Annotated in this window: 14 protein-coding genes and 2 riboswitches; of the genes, 8 read left to right on the top strand and 6 right to left on the bottom strand. The window is 39.1% G+C overall.

Going from position 1 to position 16,280, the window contains the following annotated elements; genetic code table 11:
- Positions 1-208: 208 nt before the first annotated feature.
- The 6 genes from ACFFIX_RS03480 to ACFFIX_RS03455 form a co-directional block, all read right to left on the bottom strand.
- The gene (locus ACFFIX_RS03480; RefSeq protein ID WP_378930567.1) at positions 209-1,201 is read right to left on the bottom strand and encodes an ROK family transcriptional regulator; all 993 of its coding nucleotides are present in this window, start codon (positions 1,199-1,201) and stop codon (positions 209-211) included.
- Between the two features lie 192 nt (positions 1,202-1,393).
- Positions 1,394-1,927: an acireductone dioxygenase gene (gene mtnD, locus ACFFIX_RS03475; protein ID WP_378930565.1), complete on the bottom strand. Its 534-nt coding sequence runs from the start codon at positions 1,925-1,927 to the stop codon at positions 1,394-1,396.
- A gap of 30 nt (positions 1,928-1,957) precedes the next feature.
- The gene (locus ACFFIX_RS03470; RefSeq protein ID WP_378930563.1) at positions 1,958-2,587 is read right to left on the bottom strand and encodes a methylthioribulose 1-phosphate dehydratase; all 630 of its coding nucleotides are present in this window, start codon (positions 2,585-2,587) and stop codon (positions 1,958-1,960) included.
- Entirely contained in the window at positions 2,584-3,246 is a 663-nt protein-coding gene (locus ACFFIX_RS03465) for a 2-hydroxy-3-keto-5-methylthiopentenyl-1-phosphate phosphatase (RefSeq protein WP_378930561.1), read from the bottom strand. The genes ACFFIX_RS03470 and ACFFIX_RS03465 overlap by 4 nt, the downstream gene beginning before the upstream one ends.
- Positions 3,243-4,484 carry a 2,3-diketo-5-methylthiopentyl-1-phosphate enolase gene (gene mtnW, locus ACFFIX_RS03460; RefSeq protein WP_378930559.1) on the bottom strand — a complete coding sequence of 414 codons (1,242 nt, stop codon included), beginning with the start codon at positions 4,482-4,484 and terminating at the stop codon, positions 3,243-3,245. Before mtnW ends, ACFFIX_RS03465 begins: the two co-directional genes overlap by 4 nt.
- Positions 4,485-4,578: 94 nt before the next feature.
- A riboswitch (SAM riboswitch) is annotated at positions 4,579-4,690 on the bottom strand.
- A gap of 102 nt (positions 4,691-4,792) precedes the next feature.
- The gene (locus ACFFIX_RS03455) at positions 4,793-5,965 is read right to left on the bottom strand and encodes a pyridoxal phosphate-dependent aminotransferase (protein WP_378930557.1); all 1,173 of its coding nucleotides are present in this window, start codon (positions 5,963-5,965) and stop codon (positions 4,793-4,795) included.
- Positions 5,966-6,062: 97 nt separating this feature from the next.
- On the opposite strand from ACFFIX_RS03455, the gene ACFFIX_RS03450 reads away from it, so the two are divergent.
- From ACFFIX_RS03450 to ACFFIX_RS03415, 8 genes are all read left to right on the top strand, one after another.
- The gene (locus ACFFIX_RS03450) at positions 6,063-6,851 is read left to right on the top strand and encodes a carbon-nitrogen family hydrolase (protein ID WP_378930555.1); all 789 of its coding nucleotides are present in this window, start codon (positions 6,063-6,065) and stop codon (positions 6,849-6,851) included.
- A gap of 685 nt (positions 6,852-7,536) precedes the next feature.
- Positions 7,537-7,695: riboswitch (SAM riboswitch) on the top strand.
- Between the two features lie 103 nt (positions 7,696-7,798).
- The gene (gene mtnK / locus ACFFIX_RS03445; protein WP_378930553.1) at positions 7,799-8,992 is read left to right on the top strand and encodes an S-methyl-5-thioribose kinase; all 1,194 of its coding nucleotides are present in this window, start codon (positions 7,799-7,801) and stop codon (positions 8,990-8,992) included.
- 15 nt (positions 8,993-9,007) lie between these two features.
- Positions 9,008-10,066, top strand: coding sequence for an S-methyl-5-thioribose-1-phosphate isomerase (gene mtnA / locus ACFFIX_RS03440; protein WP_378930551.1), 1,059 nt, complete (start codon positions 9,008-9,010; stop codon positions 10,064-10,066).
- Between the two features lies 1 nt (position 10,067).
- Positions 10,068-11,219, top strand: a complete 1,152-nt coding sequence (locus ACFFIX_RS03435; RefSeq protein WP_378930549.1) for a sugar ABC transporter substrate-binding protein — start codon at positions 10,068-10,070, stop codon at positions 11,217-11,219.
- Positions 11,219-12,766: a sugar ABC transporter ATP-binding protein gene (locus tag ACFFIX_RS03430; RefSeq protein ID WP_446686109.1), complete on the top strand. Its 1,548-nt coding sequence runs from the start codon at positions 11,219-11,221 to the stop codon at positions 12,764-12,766. The genes ACFFIX_RS03435 and ACFFIX_RS03430 overlap by 1 nt, the downstream gene beginning before the upstream one ends.
- Complete coding sequence (locus ACFFIX_RS03425) at positions 12,699-13,712, top strand: ABC transporter permease (protein ID WP_378930545.1); 1,014 nt, start codon at positions 12,699-12,701, stop codon at positions 13,710-13,712. Before ACFFIX_RS03430 ends, ACFFIX_RS03425 begins: the two co-directional genes overlap by 68 nt.
- 244 nt (positions 13,713-13,956) lie before the next feature.
- Complete coding sequence (locus tag ACFFIX_RS03420) at positions 13,957-15,987, top strand: BglG family transcription antiterminator (RefSeq protein WP_378930543.1); 2,031 nt, start codon at positions 13,957-13,959, stop codon at positions 15,985-15,987.
- Positions 15,984-16,265: a PTS sugar transporter subunit IIB gene (locus tag ACFFIX_RS03415; RefSeq protein WP_378930541.1), complete on the top strand. Its 282-nt coding sequence runs from the start codon at positions 15,984-15,986 to the stop codon at positions 16,263-16,265. The genes ACFFIX_RS03420 and ACFFIX_RS03415 overlap by 4 nt, the downstream gene beginning before the upstream one ends.
- Positions 16,266-16,280: the final 15 nt, after the last annotated feature.

Below are 16,280 nucleotides of genomic sequence, written 5' to 3'. Positions count from 1 at the left end.
CATTTTTTATTTCGGTGTTCTAGTATACTTCTAATTCGTTTTACCCCATTCTTAACGGGCAGTAAGAGCACCAACTCAAAATTCAAGATTCATAAAGAAGTATAGAAGATAGATGGGGGTAAACTGCCCTTTAGTCCGGTAAGTTTCGTTACCATTCAGTGGAGGATGAAAAAAACCCACTGAATGAAGCCTCACTTTACCTGCTTGTTCAAGTGAACATGAGCTCAAGTCCAAGACCTTGTAATCCATATAGATAGTCTTGTTTCCAATCACTCATTGTAATCTCTGGGAGATGTTCTACTGGAATATATTTTGAGCTTCCTAATGCAATTCGGTCTATTATTAATTTGTTTACTTCATCATTGCAAAAAATGATCGTATGAGGGTTAATGATAGCTACAAAAGAAGCTACTAATCTGCTAATTGCATCAATCTCATATTCCTCACGGATAGTTGTTTTCTTAGGTCCACGTCCATTTTCCAAAGCTTGCAGAAAATTTCGGTCATCATACTGAGGGACGAATGAAACCTCCCCGGAGAAAAAAGTACTTCCTCGGACCACGTCTCCATTTATCAAAATTCCTGCACCTGGGCCATTTTGACCAGAATACAAGTATATAAGGGATTGATTTTCTTTAATTCCCCTATTATTTTGATATCCAAGAACTGCAGCATTCATATCGTTCTCTACTACCACAGGTATAGAAAAACGATCCTCATAGTAACCTTTTAAATCAAGATTTTGAAAATGCTCGTAGCCTGGTATATAAAAAATTCTGCCATTATCAACCGAACCAGGCACGCCAATTGCCATAGAACTGATCTTCGGATATTGAGCAATTATTTCTTCAATACACTTGGTTAATAAACTTAGATCATCATCTATTAATACACTTGACGTTTTTCCTTGTTCCTTCACTTCACCCAAACAATTAAAAATTGTATAATTTGTCTCTGAACTCTCTAAAAATATTGCCAAACCTAACATATGCTCCGGATTGTATGCATATCGTTTTGCTCTTCTTCCACCACTAGAATCATCGAGACCAACTAAAACAAGCTCCCCATCCTTCTCCATTTGGGCTAGGAATTTACTTATTGTCGGGAAACTAATTTCCAATTTACGACTTAGTTCAACTTTTGTTGCATTCCCTAGTTCTAAAAGAGTTGTACGAATACCACGTAGGATTACCTTCCTCATAGATTTTGGAGTAGCAATTAGCTCACTAACAATGTCCACCACCTAACATAACAATATACTTATTAAACTTCTTTAATAAGTTACGATGATAATATATCATATTCAATTTTTGAAAACAAAGGAAATTTAAAATATATGTCATAAAAAAACAGGCCTACACTCACTATCGTGAGTAGGCCTGTTACTTTTTTATTATGCTTGCACTTCTTCATTATCATAAATCGGTACCCAGCCCTCGCTCGTTACAAAAATTCGGACTGCGACAACTTTGCGATCACTCTGCAAGGTAAAGTAATGACGAGTGTTTTCTGGTACGGAAATTAAATCTCCTGGGTTTAACTCAACATCAAAGAACTTCCCATCTTTTCCTTGAATAACGAAAATACCGTGACCACTTACAATAAAGCGAACTTCATCATCTGTATGGTGATGCTCTTGTTTGAAATTTTTTAATAATTGATCTAAATTTGGTGTTGAATCAGATAACGAGATAACGTCCTGTGCTTGGTAGCCACGTCTTTTGGAAATATCGGCAATTTCTTCTTTAAATGCGTCTAAAATTTCTTGTTTGTCTTCATCTGATAGTTGAAATTTCTCGTGTAAGCTTTCTGGGAGCTTTGCTAAGTCCCATTGCTCGTAAATGACCTCTTGTGAGTCTAAAAACGCTGCAACTTCCTCTTGTGTAGTTAATCTTTCGCCAGTTTCTTGAAAACGTATTGTCGCCATTTTACTTCCTCCAATGTTTTTTTTATTTTTTTAGTTCTTAACCAACAAAGTTTGATAACTTAAAAGTTTCAAATGATATGAAAATAAAAACTCGCACGCTTCTAAGTATTTTTTCGCCTCTAATGCATCGCGTCCCCAGACGGTAATTCCATGATTTCGAATCAGTACGGCACCAGCATCTTCATTTACATATTCCGAAAAGGCTTCCGCAAGAGTTGGAATGTGTGCATAATTGGGGATGATCGGAATCCTAAACTCTGCATCCTCTTCCCATAATCCAAACGCTTTGATAATTTCTTGACCCTTAAAGGTAATCTCACCTTGATCGCCATAGAGCTCTGAAATTACATTATTATCAACAGTATGAACATGAAGGCTACAACCAGCATTCGTTTTGTTATACACTTCAACATGAAGAAGTGTTTCCGCGGAAGGCCTTAGATTGGTTTCTCCAACTGCTAATCCATCACTATCTACTAATAGGAAATCTTCACTAGTTACTTTGCGCTTATCCTTCCCACTTGCTGTGACAAGAAAGCTTAAAGGCTCTGAATCTACCTTTATTGCAAGATTTCCACTCGTGCCCGGAAACCAATCTCTTTCAGCTAGCTCTTTCTTCACATCTGCCAGCAGCTGCCAACGCTCCTCAATCAAACTCATGCCCCAACCCCCTTTCGACTTTCCAAAATTTCAATGACATCGTGAAAGGTTGTAAAACTCTTGTGTGGTAAATTCAAAGATTTACATTTATCTAATAAATAGTCTCTCGCAATGACGAAATCAGCTAATTTTGCAGCTTGCAAGTCTGTGACTGAATCGCCGATAACAATCTTCTTTTGATCTTGATCAACTAGTCTTCTAATCAATGAAGGCTTACAGCAGCCACACTCATTCACACAGTTTGCATCACATGGATTTGGCCACTTAATCAAAATTGTCTCACCGGAAAAGTCAGCTACATTACAATAAATATTGCTCTCATCAACCAAACCTTTTAGAAGAGGGTATACAAAAAAATCAATGCCTCCACTCACAATGTAGAGTGGCAACTGCTGCTCTTTCGTGTAGTTTATAAAGTCCTTAAAGCCATCTCTAATTTCAGCGTGATTTAGTATATAATCTGTAATCTCTTCTTTTTTTGAGGTAGGCAACAATGAAAACATGCTTCCTACTCCCTCACGAATTGAGACTTTTTGAGCGAGAATATCGTCCTTTAATTGCTCCCACTGAGGCGGCGCAAATCTTTTCATGATTGCGATAATGTTGTCGCTGGTTGTAACCGTTCCATCAAAATCACAAATAATCACTGGTCTGGTCATACTGTTACCTCTGAGACTCCCCATAAATCTATTGCTAGCTTTAAATCTTCGTTGTCCTTTGAAGCATTAGTTAGCGTTTTCCCGTCAAGAGTTGCATCAATTGCTGCACGGAAAGCCCGACCACCACCCGCTGCACCGTTTGGATGACCGTGAACTCCTCCTCCAGCATTTATTACACAGTCAATGCCAAAATCTCTAACTAATAGGGGAACTAAGCCAGGATGAATTCCAGCAGATGGCACGGGGAAAGTTTGTTTGTGCTGATCTTTACTCAAGCTATCCTCTGCAATTTTTAAAGCTTCGTCCCTGTCTAGTGCAACACTTCCGTAGGGTGATGGGAATAAAGTAAAATCTGCACCGGCAAGTCGAACTAATTTCCCCAATAATAATGAGCTTGAAAAACCGTATAAAGCTGAAGAAGTGAAAGCTCCACTAACCGCTGGATGTGCCATAATTGGAACCCGAATCTCTTCATCTTCAGCTAAGCTTTGCAACACATCAAGTCCATAAGCAAACACGTTAAAAAGAAGAACATCTGCTCCTAGTTCGACAGCACGTTTTGCTTTTTCTTTAAGCTCAAATGTTTTTCCTGACAAATTCACAGCATATAACGCTTTGTGACCTGTTTGTTCAAAAACTTCATCTAAAACCACGCGACCCACTTTGATTCGTTCTTCAAAAGGTGTGAGTAGATTTTCAAACAAAATTTCATCGTCTTTGATTAAATCAACGCCACCTAACGCTTGCTGCCTTAACTGATCTTTTAAGTAATCTAGATCTCTCCCGATTACCCCTTTAAAAATGCTCATTACCAATGGACGATCATACACACCTAGCTTTTCACGAATTCCTCTAATTCCAAATTTCGGACCAGGAAATGCTTGCTTTAATTCGCTAGAAAACTCAATATCTACTAATTTCACTTCTCCATCAAGTGAAAGCTTTCCGAAAATCGTCGTTAAAATGGCTGGAAGATCATGACTAAAGTTTAAGCTTGGATATGAGATCTTTACTGTCCCTCTGGTTACTTCTTTGCCTAAATAGGTGTTCACTTTTTCTGAAGAATCGAGCTCTTTTACCTCAAGTACTTGACCTTTATGTTTTCTTAGCTGTTCTTGATCGAGCTGTGGTAAATCAGTCCAGGAACCAACCGTTAATCCAAGTGCGATGCCTTCAGCTTTTTTCTGAAGATTGTGTTTCGCATCATGAATTAAGTATGTCGCAATCACTTCGCTCATGAATAAAACCTACTTTCTTGTTAGGGATTTAAAAACAAAAAACGGACTCCCTCTACCAATAGAAGGAGCCCGCAAGCATATGTACTCTGGGTAATCCTTATCCATCAGCTCATGTGCTGCAAGAATTAGCACCGTGCTTAACCATCTCTGGTAAGTCGGTTGCCGGGTTTCATAGGGCTAGTCCCTCCACCTGCTCTTGATAAGAAGTATCGTGATTATTTAATTAGACAATTTTCATTGTCACACTATTCGCGTAACTGAAATTACTTAGGATTATGACAGAATTCTTTTCCACTGTCAACAGTGTTTTAAAATAAATTCAATGCTTTAATTCGATCTGCAGCTTCCTGCAAACGCTCCTCAGAAGTTAGCAAACCAACGCGGACATAGCCTTCCCCAAATTCGCCAAAGCCAATGCCCGGTGCAACGACAACATGTGCTTTTTCAAGCAACGTATCTGCAAATGTCTCAGACGTAAATCCGTTAGGTACAGGTAGCCATGCAAAAAATGAACCTGGTGGCGCCTCTACCTTCCAGCCAATTTCTTGGAGTGCATTTATAAATACATTTCTTCGCTTTTCATAAAGAGACACAAGCTCTTTCACACAATCTTGTGAGCTAAGTAACGCCTGTGCTGCTGCTTCTTGGACTGCACTGAAAACACTCACAAACATGTGGTCTTGAAATAGATTAATTGCTTCGATAACAGATTTGTTACCTACTGCAAAACCAATCCTCCAACCTGCCATGTTGTACGTTTTTGACAATGTATAAATCTCGATCCCTATGTCTATAGCACCTTCTGTTTGTAAAAAACTAATTGGTTGTTTTCCATCAAAACCTACCGCACCATAGGCAAAGTCATGTACTACACATATGCTGTTTTCTTTTGCGAAAGACACAGTTTCTTCGAAAAAAGCTTCTGTAGCAGTCGCACCAGTTGGATTGTTTGGATAATTTAAAAACATCAATTTTGCCTCGTCAACTATATCCTGTCTTATATCTGTATAAACAGGTAAAAATTCATTCTCTTTTTTTAACGGCATAAACTCCATTTTTGCTCTAGCCATTTCGACTCCTGACCAATAATCGGGATATCCTGGGTCTGGAACTAATGCTACATCGCCTGGGTTTAATAGACATTGTGGAATCTCAACTAATCCAGCTTTTCCCCCAAATAAAATCGCAACTTCACTAGTTGGATCCAGCTTCACACCATATTCTCTTTCATAAAAAGTCGCGACAGCCTCTTTCAGAAAAGCTTGACCACGAAATGGTGAATATTTGTGATAGATTGGGTTTTCTACAGCTGTCTTCATTGCTTTGACAATATGTTCAGGAGTTGGTTGATCTGGGTTACCTTGTCCTAAATTAATCACATCATGTCCTTGTTCAACGATTGCGTTTACTTTTGCAACAAGCGTAGCAAAAAATTGTTTTGGTAATGATGATAAAAGTTGCGATTGCTCGAAATGTTTCACGTTTTCCACCTTCTCAAAAAATTCTTGAAATTCTAATCACAAATCATATATTGTTAGTAGCAACATGTAAAGTATCTTTTTAAAAAGAGGTGTAAAGATGAATCTAGTTATAACATGTATTCAACTTGATATAAAATTTGGCGACCCTACCTTTAATTATCAACAAGTTAGTCATTTAGTAAAGGATGCAGTCGAAAAAGAAAATCCAGACGTGATTCTGTTACCAGAGCTTTGGACAACAGGGTATGATTTAACGAGACTCGATGAAATTGCTGATCACGAAGGCTTAAAGTCACAGCAGTTTATCTCTGAGTTAGCTAAGGAATATAACGTGAACATTGTCGGCGGGTCGATTGCAAAAAAAAATCAAGATGGTGTAACCAACACAATGTATGTTGCAAATCGAGACGGAGAACTCGTTCATGAATACAGTAAGCTCCACATTTTTAAGCTGATGGATGAACACCACCACCTCATAGCTGGTAAGGAAAAAGGCTTATTTGAACTTGCGGGAACAAAAAGTGCCGGCGTCATCTGCTATGACATTCGCTTCCCAGAATGGATTCGTTCCCACACAACACGTGGCGCAGAAATTTTATACGTTGTCGCAGAATGGCCACTTGCTAGGCTCTATCATTGGCGAACACTCTTACTCAGCCGTGCAATTGAAAACCAATGCTATGTTATCGCATGCAATCGATCAGGCAGTGACCCAAACAATGTTTTTGCTGGACACTCCATGATTATTGATCCATGGGGAGAAATCCTTGCAGAAGCCGACGAAAACAGCGGTTTTATCTCCGCTTCCCTCGATTTACAAAAGGTAAAAGAAGTTCGAAAACAAATCCCAATCTTTGAAGATCGGTTGCCAGAGTTTTACGATTGACAACAAGCTCTTGTGTAAAATGTTTTTATATAAATTTAAAAAACATATTGACAATTCTAAAATAATATTGGTAAGATTCTCATCAAGCAAACAAAATTTGTTAAAACAAAAAGTTCTGAATTTACAGTGTTATCAATATCCTTTATCAAGCTAGTAAAATGCTAAGCTATTTGACTAAAGGAATAGCATAGTTTTAAGTTGTTACTTTTCTAGAACTGACAATTTAATAAAAGCTTAAAATTTGACGAAGGAGAACCGAGTAGTTCAAGGCGGCGAAGGAATGAGGAGCAGAGTGTATAGGTAATACATGAGCACCGGAATGACGAGCCAACGAAGAAATGCGAAGGTTATCGTTTGGCGAATTTTAAGCTACATAATTTAATAAGAGTTTTAAAAAGACGTTCGAGAAGCGAGAAGATCAAGGCAGCGAAGGAGCGAGGAGCGGAGTGTATGAGTAATACATGAGCACCGGAGTGACGATTTAACGCAGAGATTCGAAGCTTATCAGGGTGGTCTTTAGAACTTACAATTTAATAAAAGCTTAAAATTTGACGAAGGAGAACCGAGTAGTTCGAGGCGGCGAAGGAATGAGGAGCAGAGTGTATAGGTAATACATGAGCACCGGAATGACGAGCCAACGAAGAAATGCGAAGGTTATCGTTTGGCGAATTTTAAGCTACATTATCTCTTATCAAGAGTTGGCAGAGGGTATTGGCCCAATGACGCCGCAGCAACCGACCATAATACCATTGTGAAATGGGGCGCAGAAATTTTGCGCCGGGGTTTCCCCATAAGGCACGGTGCTAATTCCATCAGAAAGTTTTTTATTTCTGACAGATGAGAGGTGCGAAGCATAGTCTTCAAGCCTCTTTCTTTTTGTGGAAAGGGGCTTTTCTTATGTTAAAAAAGCCCCCTCCACCAAACTAATTCATTGGGGGAATCTAAAAATGACTGTATCTAAATCATCTATTTATGAACCACTTACTGAAAATACGGCTGTTGCTTTGACTGTTCGTTTACAACTTTTTGAAGATAGCAGTGTTTTAACTTGCAAGGAAATTGGCGATGGAAACTTAAACTTGGTGTTTCACATTAAAGATCAATTGACAAACAATGGGATTATTATTAAGCAGGCCTTGCCTTATGCGAAAGTAATTGGTGAAAGCTGGCCGCTGACATTAGACCGCGCTCGCATTGAAAGTTCAGCCCTATTAAAACAAGCAGAAGTTGTGCCTACATTAGTTCCAAAGATTTTTTATACAGACGAATCTTTAGCAATCACCGTGATGGAGGATTTGTCTCATCTACAAATTTCAAGAGCTGCGTTACTTGATGGAAAAGACCTACCTCTTCTCTCAGAACATATCGGAGAATTTCTCGCGAAAACGTTATTTTACACATCTGATTATGCGTTAGATCCTAGGAAGAAAAAGCAATTGGTCAAACAATTTTCGAACCCTGATCTTTGTAAAATTACCGAAGATTTCGTGTTCACAGATCCATTCTTTGATGTTGAATCGAACAATTTCGAGGAAGAATTACGGACTGATGTAGAACGCATCTGGAATGATACACATTTAAAACTAGAGGTTGCCAAGCTCAAACAAAAATTCTTAACGAGTGCTGAAGCTCTTGTTCATGGTGATCTTCATACCGGTAGTATTTTTGCTAGTGAATCCAAAACAAAAGTAATTGATCCAGAGTTTGCTTATTATGGACCTCTAGGCTTTGATATTGGACACTTCTTCGCCAACCTACTCTTAAACTCACTATCTCGCGCCGAAGAAAACAGAGAAGTATTGTTCAAACATATTGAAACAACCTGGGCCGTTTTTACTCGCGAATTTACGAAAGCATGGGAAAACGATAGTTTAGAAGTTTTTACAAAAGTAGAAGGCTACCTCGAAGATGTATTATCACAAGTGTTTGAAGACGCAATTGGCTATGCTGGTGTTGAGATGATTCGACGTACAATCGGTTTAGCACATGTTGCTGACTTAGACACCATTGAGCCTTTAGAAAGAAGAATTGAAGCGAAGCAAACAGCTCTTGCAATCGGAAGCGAACTAGTTAAAAAGAAAAAGGAAATCACCGACCCAAATCAACTCAGATCATACGCAGCAGCATTCGCACACCAATAAAAGGAGAGATACATCATGACAACAGCCAGCTTTACCATCCCCCGTTCAGTCGAGTGGAAGGATGAAAAAATTATTTTACTCAATCAACAAAAGCTCCCACATGTGAACGAATACTTGGAAATAACAACTGTTCAAGAAGTCTGGGACGCTATTCACACACTAAAGGTTCGAGGGGCTCCCGCTATCGGGATAACCGCAGCCTTTGGTTTAGCTCAAGCTTCTTTAACCTATGAAACGGAATCTCTAGAAGACTTTTATGCTGCATTAAAAAAGGATCACGATTACTTAGCCAGCTCTAGGCCGACAGCTGTTAACTTATTTTGGGCTTTGAATCGCTTACTAACTAGCGTCAAAACTGCTGTTTCAGTAAATGAAGCAAAAACTCTTTTAACACATGAAGCAATTCAAATTCAAATAGAAGATGAAGAGGTATGCAGACGAATTGGTGAGAATGCCCTTTCATTGTTCAAGGGCGGCAATCGGATTATGACGATCTGCAACGCTGGCTCAATTGCGACTGCAAAATACGGCACTGCTCTCGCTCCCTTTTACATAGCAAAAGAGCGTAACATCCCACTAAGTGTGTTTGCCTGTGAAACACGACCTGTCTTACAAGGTGCTCGACTTACCACTTGGGAGCTGATGCAAGCAGATGTGGATGTCACGTTAATTACTGATAACATGGCAGCCCACACCATCAAAACAAAAGGAATTTCTTCCATTATCGTTGGAGCGGATCGCATCGCAGCGAACGGCGATACAGCCAACAAAATTGGTACATATAATCTCGCAATCTTGGCAAAAGCATTCGAAATTCCATTTTATGTGGCTGCCCCCCTCTCAACTTTTGATCCTTCCATTTCAGACGGAAGTGAGATCCCAATTGAGGAAAGAGATCCAAAGGAAGTCACTCATTTTAATGGAGTTTCTATTGCACCAGAAGGAGTCAACGTCTTTAATCCAGCTTTTGATGTTACACCACATGAACTCGTAACCGGAATCATTACGGAAAAAGGCGTGCTGACTGGAAACTATCAACAAGAAATAAAAGAGCTTTTCAAGGAGGATAATTAAAATGAAACAGTTTAAGCACCTATTAATTATTTTAAGTCTACTATTATTGGTCCTTGCAGGATGCACGAGTGAGCAGGAGGCTGCATCAACAACTGAAGCTGACAAAGATGTAAAAACAGAAGAAACGAAATCTAGTGAAACGAGTGAAAAAACTGCAACGGAAACTGCATCAAATGTTGAGATTCCAGAAGCTGTACAAAAACCGATCAAGGTTGCTGCAATTATGCAAATGTCAATCGGAACCTTCTCTTCTCAATACATTTCAGGTGTAAAGGAACAAGTAGAAAAGTTCGGCGGCGAGGTCCAGATATACAACGCAGACAACGACCTATCGAAAATGGCTACATATGTCGATACTGCAATTACTCAAAATGTCGACGCAATCTTAATTGACCACGGCCGTGCAGAAGCTCTTCAAGGTCCTGTTGAAAAAGCAGTTGCAAAAGGCATACCGGTTGTCGCATTTGATAGTGATATTAATGTTGAAGGTGTAACTGTTATCGATCAAGATGATTACAGCTTAGCATGGAAATCACTCAAAACAATGGCAGAAGATATAAATGGTGAAGGAAACATTGTCACAGTTTGGGTGGGCGGTTTTACACCTATGGAACGTCGTCATGTCATTTATGATGCATTTAAACAACGCTATCCCGGCATCAAAGAAGTTGCGAAATTTGGAACCGCAAGTGCAAATACAGCTCTTGATACCCAAACTCAAATGGAAGCGATTTTGAAAAAATACCCGAATAAGGGTGACATTGACGCAGTATTCGCAGCTTGGGATGAGTTTGCTAAAGGGGCTACAAAAGCGATTCAACAAGCAGGACGTGATGAAATTAAAGTCTATGGAATTGACTTGAGTGACGAAGATTTAGAACTCATTCAACAACCAAATAGCCCATGGGTTGCAACTGCCGCAACAGATCCTGCTGAGGTTGGACGTGTGCAAGTACGCTTTGCTTACCAAAAAATTGCCGGTGAAGATACGCCTAATATTTTCTCACTAGAACCACATTTGGTCGAGCGTTCATCACTACCAGATCAATCAATTAAAATGACAAGTCTTTCAGAGCATGTTCCTGGTTGGGGACAATCAACCGTTGCTACATCACCTTGGATGGAAGGACTTGAAGAAAAGGGGAACAAATGATGAGCTCTCTCTCCATGAAAGACATCCATAAATCATTTGATTCGAATGAGGTCCTAAAAGGTGTGAACTTTTCCGTAAAAAAAGGAGAAGTTCACGCTTTACTTGGAATGAATGGTGCTGGAAAAAGCACATTAATGAAAATACTATCAGGAGATGAACAGCCGACTAGCGGAAGCATGACGATTGATTCGAAAAGCGTCCAATTTCAAAGTCCGCTAGACGCTATTCATTCAGGGATCGGCATGGTTGTTCAAGAAGTCGACACCTCCCTCTTCCCTACTCTGCCAATCTATGAAAATATCACAAATCTCAATGAGCAAAAAAAGCTTTTCATTTCAAAAAAAGAACAAAAAACAATCGCAAACAAAGCACTCAAACGAGTTCAGCTTTCTCTAGATGTAAATGAACTAATTCAAAATTGCTCACTTCAAGAAAAGCAGTTAATTCTTTTAGCAAAGGTTCTTTCATCCTCTGCCACCTACATTATTTTAGACGAGCCAACCGCTCCTTTAAGTGAAACAGAAACAGCAATTCTTTTCCAAATCATACGCCAACTAAAGAATGAGGGCGTCTCAATTATTTATATTTCTCATCGTTTGTCTGAGATTAAAGAAATCTGTGATTCTGTGACGATTTTACGGGATGGTGCAGTTGAGTATACTGGATCTTCTTCTCTTTCAATTGATGAAATGATTCAGCATATGGTCGGAAAGTCATTTGATACATCGAAAAAACAAACTAGGTCTATCTCTGAAAAGAAGTTGCTTCAATTAACTGATCTAGAGATTCCTCATAAGAAGTCTTCAGTGAACCTTACATTACATGAAGGTGAAATTGTTGGAGTAGCTGGATTAGTAGGCGCAGGAAAAACTGAATTAGCAGAGGCGATCTTCGGCCTAAGCAAAGCAAAGGGCAAGATGGAAATCAACGGAAATAAAGCTCAAGTGTCTTCCCCTGCTGACGCAATCAAAGCAGGTATCGCCTTAATTCCAGAAGAACGAAGACGACAAGGATTGTTCGTAGATGAATCTGTCTCCGTCAATGTTACGTTACAGCTTTTAAAACAGTTTACGTCTTTTCAATGGATTCAAAAAAACAAGGAAAAAGGCTTAGCAGCTGATTTAATTAACAGGTTAAATATTAAGCCTAATTCAACAACTATCCCAGCTCGATTGCTTAGTGGCGGTAATCAACAAAAGGTTGTTATTGGCAAATGGCTTCAAACCGACTCGTCTATCTTTCTTTTCGACGAACCGACAAAAGGTATTGATGTTCATGCAAAGAAAGAAGTATTTGAAATTATTCATGATTTAACTGAACAAGGCAAGGGTGTCCTTTATTTTTCAAGTGAATGGCAGGAGCTCCTTGATTTATCGGATAAGATCGTCATTCTCTACGATGGAAAGATCGTTAAAACCCTCTCAAGAGAAGAAGCAACTTTTGAAAAGCTCGTCTACTACGCAACCGGAGGTGATGAAAATGGAGCAAACCATCATTCAAGAAACGAAGATCTCGAAGAAAGATTACCTACTCCACTTTCTTTTTAAACACGGAACACTGCTCGTGATCTTAGGAATTACATTATTTTTCAGCATCGCAATTGATGAGTTTTTCTCTTATTCAAACTTTAGTGATATCTTGAGATCCATTTCAATTGTAACCTTCGTCGCAATTGGGATTACTTTTTCATTAATCGTGGACGGATTTGATTTATCTGTCGGATCAACAGTCAGCTTAGCAACCATTGGAAGCGCAGCATCTTTAGTATTGTACCGTCAAGAATTGCTCGTTGCCCTACTCATTCCAATAATCTTAGGCTGTCTCGTCGGGTTAATCAATGCCCTACTGGTCGTAAAGTTAAAATTACCAGATTTACTAGCAACACTTGCTGTTATGTATGTAATCAATGGAATTCATCTTACCTATACAAAAGGATATTCAATTTATAACAACATGCCGTTAGAAGAAGGCGGCACAGCAACTGGGAAATTCATTCCCTCCTTCTTGTTTATCGGACAAGGCGAAGTATTTAACATTCCTTTTTCAGCACTTTTTATGATTCTAACTGTAATCGCAGTCCATCTCTTTTTAACTTACACAAGACCTGGAAGATTGTTTTACATGACGGGCGGAAATCGTGAAGCAGCCCGTCTTTCTGGGATTCCAGTTAATCGTTACAGAACTTACGCTTACATGATTAGTGGTGTGTTCGCTGGGATAGCTGGGATCATTCTTGCTTCTAGAATTGGAACAGGACAAGTTTCAGCGGGTGCTCCTTTACTAATGGACGGCGTGGCTGCAGCGTTTATCGGATTTTCCGTTTTCGGTGCAGGTAAACCAAATGTGATTGGGACGTTTTTCGGAGCTATTTTAATTGGGGTTCTGTTGAACGGACTGACGATGATGAATGTTCCTTATTATGCGCAGGATATTTTAAAGGGAAGTATTTTGGTTGGGGCGTTGGCTTTGTCTCATTTGCAGAAGAGGAGATAAACGGTTTGAAGCATGAGGCTGAGTTCGGAAACGATCAAACACTATAAATAGAAGACCAATTCTCTAGGCTTTACCCAAAGAATTGGTCTTCTATTCTTTTATTTCCCCTCTCTTTATCTATTAATTCACTTACAGTATTCAACCCAATCTGTTCCTATATCTCTAACATTAATTGGACTCAACAATTCTTTTCTTTGCAATGTAAGCGTTTTATAATTATGACAAGGAGAAGGCATTCAATTTTATGTTTGATTACCGATCTACCCAGCTTCTTGAAGAGCTTCTCTCTTACCCAGAGAAAAATGTACCAGAGCTAAGACGTAAATTAAAACTATCAAACAGACAGTTTCACTACGATCTAAAGAAAATGAATGATGGTTTAATGGAATTAGGCTTGTCGATTGTCCAATTGGATGGAATGAATCTTAATGTACCAGATTCATTGCTTAAGTCTATACCGTTTGATGTAATTTCTGATAAGCAGCTTGTATATTCAGAAGAGCAGCGGATGTATCTCATTTACCTCTATACCTTTATTCGGCAGGAGCCTGTGTCTAATTTACATTACCTACTGGTTCTAAACGTAAGCAAAAACACAGCCTTAAGTGACATCAAGAAGGTTCGAAAGCTTTGTGAAGAGGAAGAAGTTGATCTTCTTTATTCAAGATCAGAGGGATATCACTTATGGGGACTAGAAGAAAACAAACGTAGACTTGCAGCAATTTCCATTAATCGGATATTACCATTTCCTTTTGCTGAAAAGGCCCTGCAGAACCTATTTTCAGAATGGAAAGTAAGCTTTAACTATGAGCTAATTCGAGAGTTGTTTGAAAGGACAGCTAAGGAAAATAAGATTCACTACGTCACGGATCGGTTAGACGAACTGGCTTATTTTCTTGCTTTTATCCAGATAAGGCAGCAGCGACAGACGATACTCTATACAGAGGAACAGTCGGCAGTCATTACTAAACATCCTCTTTATACGGTCGGAGATTCACTAGCAAATGAACTGTTTCATCACCCAAGTATTGAGGAGGCTATGTTTGTCACGATTCAGCTTCTTGCCGCTGTTCAAGGTTCTATGAAGGATATGTTTTACCCTTTTCTTGAAAAAATGGCGTCTGAATTAATAGAAAGTGTAGAAAGACAAACATTTGTTGAGATTCCAAACAGAGCTGAATTACAACGTACGCTCTATCAGCATCTTGTTCCAGCTTATTACCGTATTCAATTTCGTGTACCGATTTCAAATCCTCTGATTGAGAAAATCCAATCACAGCAAGCTGAATTATATGCGATTGTAAAGGAGGCTCTTCAACCACTTGCAGCTAGAACAAAACAACCTATTTCTGCGGAAGAGGTCGGTTTTTTCACCATTCATTTTGGGAGCCAATTTAAGCTCGCAAAGCCGAATGAATATAAGGCGATACTTGTATGCTTGAATGGTGTCAGTTCATCTCTTATGATGCGAACCCAGCTTTCTCAGCTTTTTCCTAAGTTGACCTTTACGCAGAACTATTCGATTGAGGAATTCATGAGTGTTGATCCAGCAAGTTACGATGTCGTATTTTCGACTGTTCCGCTCGCTTGCTCTAATCCTGTTCATGTTATTCCACCTTTGCTTACGGCAGTTGAGAAAAATCAACTTATTCAAGCTGTGGGTCGACACATACCAGATCTTGTTGTATGGAATGTTTCAATGGAAGAAATCATGGCAACGATCCATCGTTATGCCGATGTAAAAAATGAAAAAGCTCTTTACGAAGCACTTTTTTCGAAATTATGGTCAAATACTTCACCAGAAAGGAACTACCAGCCAATGCTCTCGGAACTATTAACAGAAAACATGATGCAATTCACAAATGAGTCCCTGAACTGGGAAGAAGCCATTAAGCTTAGCGCAAGTCCACTGGCGAACAACGGACGCGTTGAAAGTAGCTATATAGAAGCAATGGTTAAAAAAGTAAAAGAAAATGGGACGTATATCTATATTGGTAAAGGCATTGCTATTCCACATGCTCGTCCTGAAGATGGTGTGAATCAAGTAGGTATGTCTCTCCTTAGAGTCAGTCGCCCTGTTTATTTGCTAGATGATGAGAATTACCCAGTGGAACTCTTTATATGTCTCGCGGCAATTGACAGTCAAACACATTTAAAAGCACTTTCGCAGCTTACTACACTTCTATCTAATAATGAAGCAATCGAAACGTTAAAAGAGATGCAAAGTCCCGAAGAATTGCATGCGTTTATTAAAAACAAGGAGGTCGTATTATGAAAATATTAGCGGTTTGTGGATCAGGTTTAGGAACAAGTTTTATGGTGGAGATGAATATCCAGCAAATTTTAGGTGAACTGGGTGTGCAAGATGTTGAAGTTAGTCATTCAGATTTAAGCTCAGCAACGCCAGGCGATGCTGATGTGTTTTTTTTAGCAAAAGATATCGCAGAAGGAGGTAGTCATCTTGGTGAGGTGATTATTTTAGATAGCATTATTGATATGGATGAACTAAGGGAAAAAGTGACAGCTGTAATGAAACAAAGACAAAAAATTTGATTTTAAATGAGGAGG

The sequence above is a fragment of the Metabacillus herbersteinensis genome (assembly GCF_042433335.1).
In the GTDB taxonomy this organism is placed as follows: Bacteria; Bacillota; Bacilli; order Bacillales; family Bacillaceae; genus Metabacillus; species Metabacillus herbersteinensis.
Note: the sequence above shows the minus strand (reverse complement) of the source record. Positions and strands in the feature narration are given on the sequence as shown.

Excerpts from the sequence above, each read along its gene's own strand:
- ACFFIX_RS03480 (WP_378930567.1), bottom strand. The coding sequence starts at position 1,201 with ATGAGGAAGGTAATCCTACGTGGTATTCGTACAACTCTTTTAGAACTA.
- mtnD (WP_378930565.1), bottom strand. The coding sequence starts at position 1,927 with ATGGCGACAATACGTTTTCAAGAAACTGGCGAAAGATTAACTACACAA.
- ACFFIX_RS03470 (WP_378930563.1), bottom strand. The coding sequence starts at position 2,587 with ATGAGTTTGATTGAGGAGCGTTGGCAGCTGCTGGCAGATGTGAAGAAA.
- ACFFIX_RS03465 (WP_378930561.1), bottom strand. The coding sequence starts at position 3,246 with ATGACCAGACCAGTGATTATTTGTGATTTTGATGGAACGGTTACAACC.
- mtnW (WP_378930559.1), bottom strand. The coding sequence starts at position 4,484 with ATGAGCGAAGTGATTGCGACATACTTAATTCATGATGCGAAACACAAT.
- ACFFIX_RS03450 (WP_378930555.1), top strand. The coding sequence starts at position 6,063 with ATGAATCTAGTTATAACATGTATTCAACTTGATATAAAATTTGGCGAC.
- mtnK (WP_378930553.1), top strand. The coding sequence starts at position 7,799 with ATGACTGTATCTAAATCATCTATTTATGAACCACTTACTGAAAATACG.
- mtnA (WP_378930551.1), top strand. The coding sequence starts at position 9,008 with ATGACAACAGCCAGCTTTACCATCCCCCGTTCAGTCGAGTGGAAGGAT.
- ACFFIX_RS03435 (WP_378930549.1), top strand. The coding sequence starts at position 10,068 with ATGAAACAGTTTAAGCACCTATTAATTATTTTAAGTCTACTATTATTG.
- ACFFIX_RS03430 (WP_446686109.1), top strand. The coding sequence starts at position 11,219 with ATGAGCTCTCTCTCCATGAAAGACATCCATAAATCATTTGATTCGAAT.
- ACFFIX_RS03425 (WP_378930545.1), top strand. The coding sequence starts at position 12,699 with ATGGAGCAAACCATCATTCAAGAAACGAAGATCTCGAAGAAAGATTAC.
- ACFFIX_RS03420 (WP_378930543.1), top strand. The coding sequence starts at position 13,957 with ATGTTTGATTACCGATCTACCCAGCTTCTTGAAGAGCTTCTCTCTTAC.
- ACFFIX_RS03415 (WP_378930541.1), top strand. The coding sequence starts at position 15,984 with ATGAAAATATTAGCGGTTTGTGGATCAGGTTTAGGAACAAGTTTTATG.